This is a genomic window from Flavobacterium pedocola (assembly GCF_053764385.1).
Genome location: NZ_JBSNCR010000011.1, coordinates 1 through 6557, shown reverse-complemented (window position 1 = coordinate 6557; position 6557 = coordinate 1). Strand labels below are relative to the sequence as shown.

At 37.7% G+C, this 6557-nt stretch carries 2 protein-coding genes and 1 pseudogene; 2 read left to right on the top strand and 1 reads right to left on the bottom strand.

Annotated features, from left to right (window positions below):
- On the bottom strand, positions 1–1581 hold a 1581-nt coding region (locus tag ACWPKD_RS15110; protein ID WP_455413528.1), incomplete at its 3' end, for a hypothetical protein.
- Between the two features lie 884 nt (positions 1582–2465).
- On the opposite strand from ACWPKD_RS15110, the gene ACWPKD_RS15105 reads away from it, so the two are divergent.
- Together ACWPKD_RS15105 and ACWPKD_RS15100 are read left to right on the top strand one after the other, a co-directional pair.
- Positions 2466–5969 carry a reprolysin-like metallopeptidase gene (locus ACWPKD_RS15105; RefSeq protein WP_455413527.1) on the top strand — a complete coding sequence of 1168 codons (3504 nt, stop codon included), beginning with the start codon at positions 2466–2468 and terminating at the stop codon, positions 5967–5969.
- A 171-nt stretch (positions 5970–6140) separates the two neighbouring features.
- Positions 6141–6227: pseudogene (locus ACWPKD_RS15100) on the top strand (tRNA 2-methylthio-N6-isopentenyl adenosine(37) hydroxylase MiaE); the annotation flags it as partial.
- Positions 6228–6557: the final 330 nt, after the last annotated feature.

The following is a 6557-nucleotide window of genomic DNA, read 5'->3' as shown; positions in this document are numbered from 1 at the left end:
GGTTACTGTAAATGTTGCTGAACAGGTAGCAATACAACCATCCGAATTCTCTATTGTCCAGGTTACGGTAACTGATGTTTCTGTAAAGCCCGGAACACCTGTACCAGGATTTAGAGGAGCATGATTACCCCCACCCGGATTTGCCGAAGCCGGTGTATACACATATTCAATAGTTGGAGTTACGCCCGGATTTGCTGTTGCAAAAGCATCAAACCAAGTAGCAAAATCTGCATTTGTATTCGATTGGGCTGTACTAGCCGGCACACCACAATCAACCTCGTTAAACAGCGAATTTCCTATACACGTTAATGAAGGATTGGTCGGAGATGCCCCCGTTTGCCTGTCGCCATCAGCACAAGGTATATAACCCGTACCTCCACTAAACGTTGGATCAGGGTTGAGCGAAATATCATAAGCAACCCCAAGGGGATACGTAGCACATATTTTGGCAAAGACCGCCCCATCCGGAATAGTTCCCAAAGTAAACGGACTTGAACCAGTAGCCACTACAGTTGTATTGTCTTGCAAATAAGTAGTATAATTAACATTGGTGGCCTGACCGGTATTATCCACTATATTCCAGCGTCCGGCACTTCCTCCATAGTCAAGACATACAGTATAAGTACCGTCGCCATTACAAACCACATTGTTTTCCAAATGCTCTAACGTACAAGTTGCCCCACCACAACCAAATCTTGATTTATACACAAGATTCATGTTGTTTGGAAAAGCAGTCACGCCGGCATCCGCCATCCACATGGCAAGATAATAATTGGTTGGTTTTTTAAAGGAAGGAACCGTGATAGTAGTCCAACCATTACCGCTAAATCCACAGGCAGGATGTGATATACCCGCTATTTTGATATCGGAAAAAACCAAATCACTACAATCCCCGGATACTCCCGGAGGGGTCGGAGGATAATGGGTCCCAGGTGTGCCTGCCACAGGTTGTGCAGAATCCGGATCAACATAGAAAAGGACAAACCCTACATTCTGATTGGTTACAATCTGGAATTGATAAGTCCCTGCAAGTGGTCGGATATCAAAGTTTAGCCAAACAATTTCTTCGCCATCGGTCGGACGGGCAAGTGCATTTCCAAAAGTTTCTGTTGTCATGCTAAAACAATCGGTTTGGGGAAGCACTGCGTTTATTGGATTGTCCGCAGCTACATAGGTTCCCTTAAACACTTCCAACCCACTTTCAGTTTCAGCAGAACTGGCACATCGAACGATACCTTTTGGCTGAAGACTAGGTGCACTCTGAACTATAGGTTCCCAAATATTACTTGCGCTGTTATCGTCAGTATTTTGTCGCCAACCATCACCAGCAAACCAACGGTGTGCAGTACAAGGAGTAGCGGCACCAGCCAAAGGTAAGGCATCTGTCGAAACGGTATAAGCAGACTCTTTATAGAATTTGTTATTATCGTATACAAAACGTTGGTAATCTTTTCTTATTGGATCTTTTTGTATTGTATTTTTTTGTTGAACAGTAACTGCCATTGCAGTTCGTAAACCTCCAAATTGCTGAGAAAACATATTCCCAGGCATGAAAAGTGCGCACAATACTCCTCCTAACAAGGCTTGTTTTTTAAAACTTCTACCAGTAATATTTAAAGTATAGTTTAAACAAATAAATAAATCCTTAATTAAATTGAGAATATTGAAACAGTAACCACTAAATGCCGTCGTTAGCCAGCTACAACAACTACTAACTTTATGGGCATTTCCACTATAAAATGATATAATTCTTTTCATATAATACGGTTTTAGAACCATATTATCAGAAAGTGAAGTACATGACAGAAAAGGGGATTCCAAAAAATAACGCCCTTTCAATCAAAAATTGAAATTTTAAGATTTCAAAAAAAAATGAAGAAAAATGTTAATTGATTCCTGTGGAGGTATTATTGCACGAGCAATCACAATCAACCATAAAACCGTCTAATAACCTTATTAAAGTTTATTGGAACAAATTTAACAAAATTTTTAGAAAGTCTTTGATATGTCACAGACATTCTTAATTATTTAACTTTTTTAACAATACATTGACTACCAATAACTTAATCGGTCGAAAAAGATGTAGCTTTCTAATCCATTCTAAATGAAAAACAAAAATAATCATCGCTCCTTACTTTAATTTTTAGGCGAAACAAATTAAGAAAAATACTACTGTATTGAATCAAAACAAACCAACGAATTAAATAATAAAAAACCTCTTCTTTTCAGAGCTTTATCTGTAACCTTTTTAGTACATAATAGAATTATTTTTAAAATTCATAAAATATTGATTTTTAGTGAATTACAGAATTTTTTTATCAATTTTTCCCTAAAGAAATACACTAAAAATAGCTCAAATCTTACAGTTCTAAAAAAAAACGTGCAGTTCATCGATTTTTTTGTTAATTTCGTCGATATTTTAATTTAACTTATTAGTTTTGAGGCAGTTACAAAACACATACATTATGAAAAAATTATTTTTTGCCGCCCTATTATTTACCAGTACAATTGGAATCGCTCAAACCAAAAATGGATTATGGAAAAAGAATAATGCGAATCAGGTTTCTGGTAGAAGTACAAAATCAAACTTACCGCAAAAGAATCTTTTCGATTTAGATTTAGCTGCTATGAAAACAGCATTGGCTAACTCACCAAAAAGAGACAACAACAAAATCACTTCTGACATAATCATTGCATTACCAAACGCAGAAGGTAAAACTGAAAATTTCAAAGTTTACGAAAATCCTGTTATGGATCCTGCATTGGCTGCTAAATACCCGGAAATCAAATCCTATGTAGCGGTTGGTGTGGAGAACCCACAGGCTCGTGCTTATTTCAGCATATCGCCACTTGGTTTCAAAGCAATGTCATATGCTCCAAACAAAGAGTCAATTTATATCGAACCAATCAACTCAGATAACACTGTATATACTGTATACAAAAATTCAGAGTATAAAAATGGGATGAACGAATTTGAATGTGGAGTAACAGAATCTGCAACTAATGCAATTAACTCTACATCATCCAGCTATGCAAGAGGAGCTGATGACGGTAAATTGAGAACTTACAGATTAGCGCTATCGTGTACTGGAGAATATGCTGCTTATTTCGGTGGTAGTAAAGCTACTACTTTAGCGGCTATGAACAGCTCAATTACAAGAATTAATGCTGTATTTGAAAGAGACTTTGGAGTACGATTAGTTCTAATTGCCAACAATGATACGTTAATTTACACTAATGCGTCAACAGACCCTTTTTCGACAGCATCAAACTGGAAAACAGAATCACAAACTAACTTAACAGCTGTTATTGGTGAAGCTAATTATGATATCGGTCATTTGTTTGCATCAGGAACACTTGTAGTTGGAGATGCGGGTTGTAGAGGTTGTATCGGATCTGATAATGCAAAAGGAAGAGCCTATGTATCTGCAACTTCAATCAGTTATCAAGATAATTTTTTTGAAAGCTGTGTGGCTCACGAAATGGCTCACCAATTAGGTGCAAACCATACTTTCACATACACTGACGAAAACACAATCGCTCAAGTAGAACCCGGAAGTGGTTCAACCATTATGAGCTATGCAGGGAAAACTGTAAAAGATATTCAGTCAAACAGAGATTTTTATTTTCACGCTATTAGTATTCAACAAGTTACTGATAATTTAAAAGCATTAAATTATGGAACAATAACAAACACAGGTAATGCTGTCCCAGTAGTAAATGCAGGTCTAGATTATACTATCCCAAAGGGAACACCTTTCATGTTAAATGGTTCTGCAACTGATGCTAACAATGACAACCTAACGTATTCTTGGGAACAAATGGACGCAGGAAATTCAACAACAACTGTACCATCTGCTACTGCTACAAGTGGACCATTATTCAGATCATATTTCCCATCTACTTCTGCTAAAAGATACTTTCCAAATATAAACACTGTATTAGCTGGAACGACTTCTACCTATGGTTTAGATATTATTGCCGAAACATTACCAGGTGTTGCCCGTACTTTAAATTTCCGTTTAACTGTAAGAGATAACAGAGTAGGAAGCAGCGCTAACAATACTGACGATGTACTTGTAACTGTGAATGGTGTTGCCGGACCTTTTACCGTAGACACACAAAACACAGCTGTATCGTATGCTGCTGGAACTACACAAGCAATCAACTGGACAGTTGCCGGTACAACTGCTAACGGTGTAAACTGTGCTAATGTAGATATTTTATTATCAACTGATGGCGGACAAACCTACCCTACTGTTTTAGTGGCTGGAACTCCAAACGACGGTTCACAAAATATTGTAATTCCAAACTTACCTGGAACTACAAACAGAATTATGGTAAAAGGTAGCAACCACATCTTCTTTGATGTGAACAATGCTAACATTACTATTACTGGTTCTGCTACTGATACGACTGCTCCGACTGCTGCTACGCTTTCTGCTTCTGGTACAACTACTTCAAGCACAAACCTATCATGGACAGTTGCTACGGATAACACAGGAGTTACTGGTTATGATGTATATCAAAACGGTGCTTTCAAAACCACTACTACTGCTACTTCATTGGCTGTATCAGGTTTATCAGCATCAACAACTTACAGCTTCTACGTAAAAACCAAAGATGCTGCCGGAAACGTATCCTCTGCAAGTAATACTGCAAACGCAACTACTTTAGCGGCTGCTGCTGATACAACTGCTCCGACAACTTCAACACTTTCGGCTTCAGGAACTACAACTTCAAGCACCAATTTGTCTTGGACTACAGCTTCTGATAACTTGAGTGTAACTGGTTATAATGTATATCAAAATGGAGTATTGAAAACCACTACTACTGCTACAACATTGTCAGTAACCGGTTTATCAGCTTCAACTGCATACGATTTCTATGTAGCGGCTAAAGATGCGGCTGGAAACCTATCTTCTGCAAGTAATACCGCAAATGTAACTACTTTAGCAGCGGCAGATACAACTGTTCCAACAGCTTCAACGCTTTCGGCTTCAGGAACTACGACTTCAAGCACTATCCTATCTTGGACAACTGCTACGGATAATGTGGGAGTAACCGGTTATAATGTTTATCAGAATGGAGTATTGAAAACTACAACTACTGCAAGATCTTTGACTGTATCAGGTTTAACTGCTGCAACAACTTACAGCTTCTATGTAAAAGCTAAAGATGCTGCCGGAAACCTATCTGTTAACAGCAATACTGTAAACGTAACTACTTTGGCTAACACTGCTATTACTTACTGTACTTCTTCAGGAAGCACTGCAAGAGAATATATTAGCCGTGTACAAATGGGATCGATCAACAATCTTTCAGGAAACAACAACGGATATGGTAACTTCACAGCATTATCAACCAATGTAACAACAGGTACATCCGCTTCAATCACAATTACACCGGCTTGGAATGGCATGTCAACCAATGAAGCTTATGCAGTTTGGATTGATTATAACAAAGACGGAAATTTTGGAACTAACGAGCTTGTTTTCAGCAAAGCAAAATCAAAAGCGACAACTGTAACCGGAAGCTTTATTGTTCCAACCACAGCTTTAGCAGGTACAACAAGAATGAGAGTTTCTATGAAATATAATGCTGTACCGACTGCATGTGAAGTATTCGCTAACGGAGAAGTGGAAGATTATACAGTTAACATCATTTCTGGAGGACTTGTTAAACTTGAAGCTGAAAATGATACTGCTGACATTTCTACTGACGTAAAACAAGAAGTTAGCAAATTGTCTTTCAATGTATATCCGAACCCGGTAAAAGGAGATACTTTATTCTTTTCAGGTATTGAAACTGAAGCTTCCTACAGAATCTACAACCTGTTAGGACAACAAATAGCTGCAGGTCCTATTCAGAACAATACGGTTAATGTAGGGGCAGTAAAAGAAGGAACATATATTGTAGAAGTTACTGACGGTGTTTCAACCATCAGCAAAAAATTCATCAGAAACTAAAATAACTAATTCCTAAATTTAAAAAAGCTGCCCAATATTGGGCAGCTTTTTATTTACACCAAAAAACATAAGTTACTAATTATTAACAACTTAAAAATTTCACCGAATCACATTTAAAAAAAGCTTTTTACACAAGTTTCAAAATTTGCCAAACAATATTCTGAAAAAACAGACGTCGACAAACGCTGGAAAGAATGGTTGGAGTATGAGACGTCTGTAATCGCTAAATACGGAAAAAAAGAAACCATACACGGATAATTTTGCCCCATAAAACACCTAAGCCAGCTATTTTAGTTGGCTTTTTTATTGGAAGCGACCCGAGCGATAGCAAATTGGCGAAGCAGTGCTCAGGTTTTGATTACTATTCGTTGTTCCCGTGTCCCTTGTACTTCGTGCCACTGCACCCGGGGTTATAAAATAATCTGTATTTAATTGATTTTCAAACACATAAAACCTTTCTTAAAATCTATATTGTAAACTATCTCGAAAAGAAGAGCCCAAACTAACGTAGCAAAGAAGGTATTTAATATTAAGAAAAAGAAAAACTGAGAGTATTGGAGAGCTTTAGTTCCCCCATCCAAAACGATA

Excerpts from the sequence above, each read along its gene's own strand:
- ACWPKD_RS15105 (WP_455413527.1), top strand. The coding sequence starts at position 2,466 with ATGAAAAAATTATTTTTTGCCGCCCTATTATTTACCAGTACAATTGGA.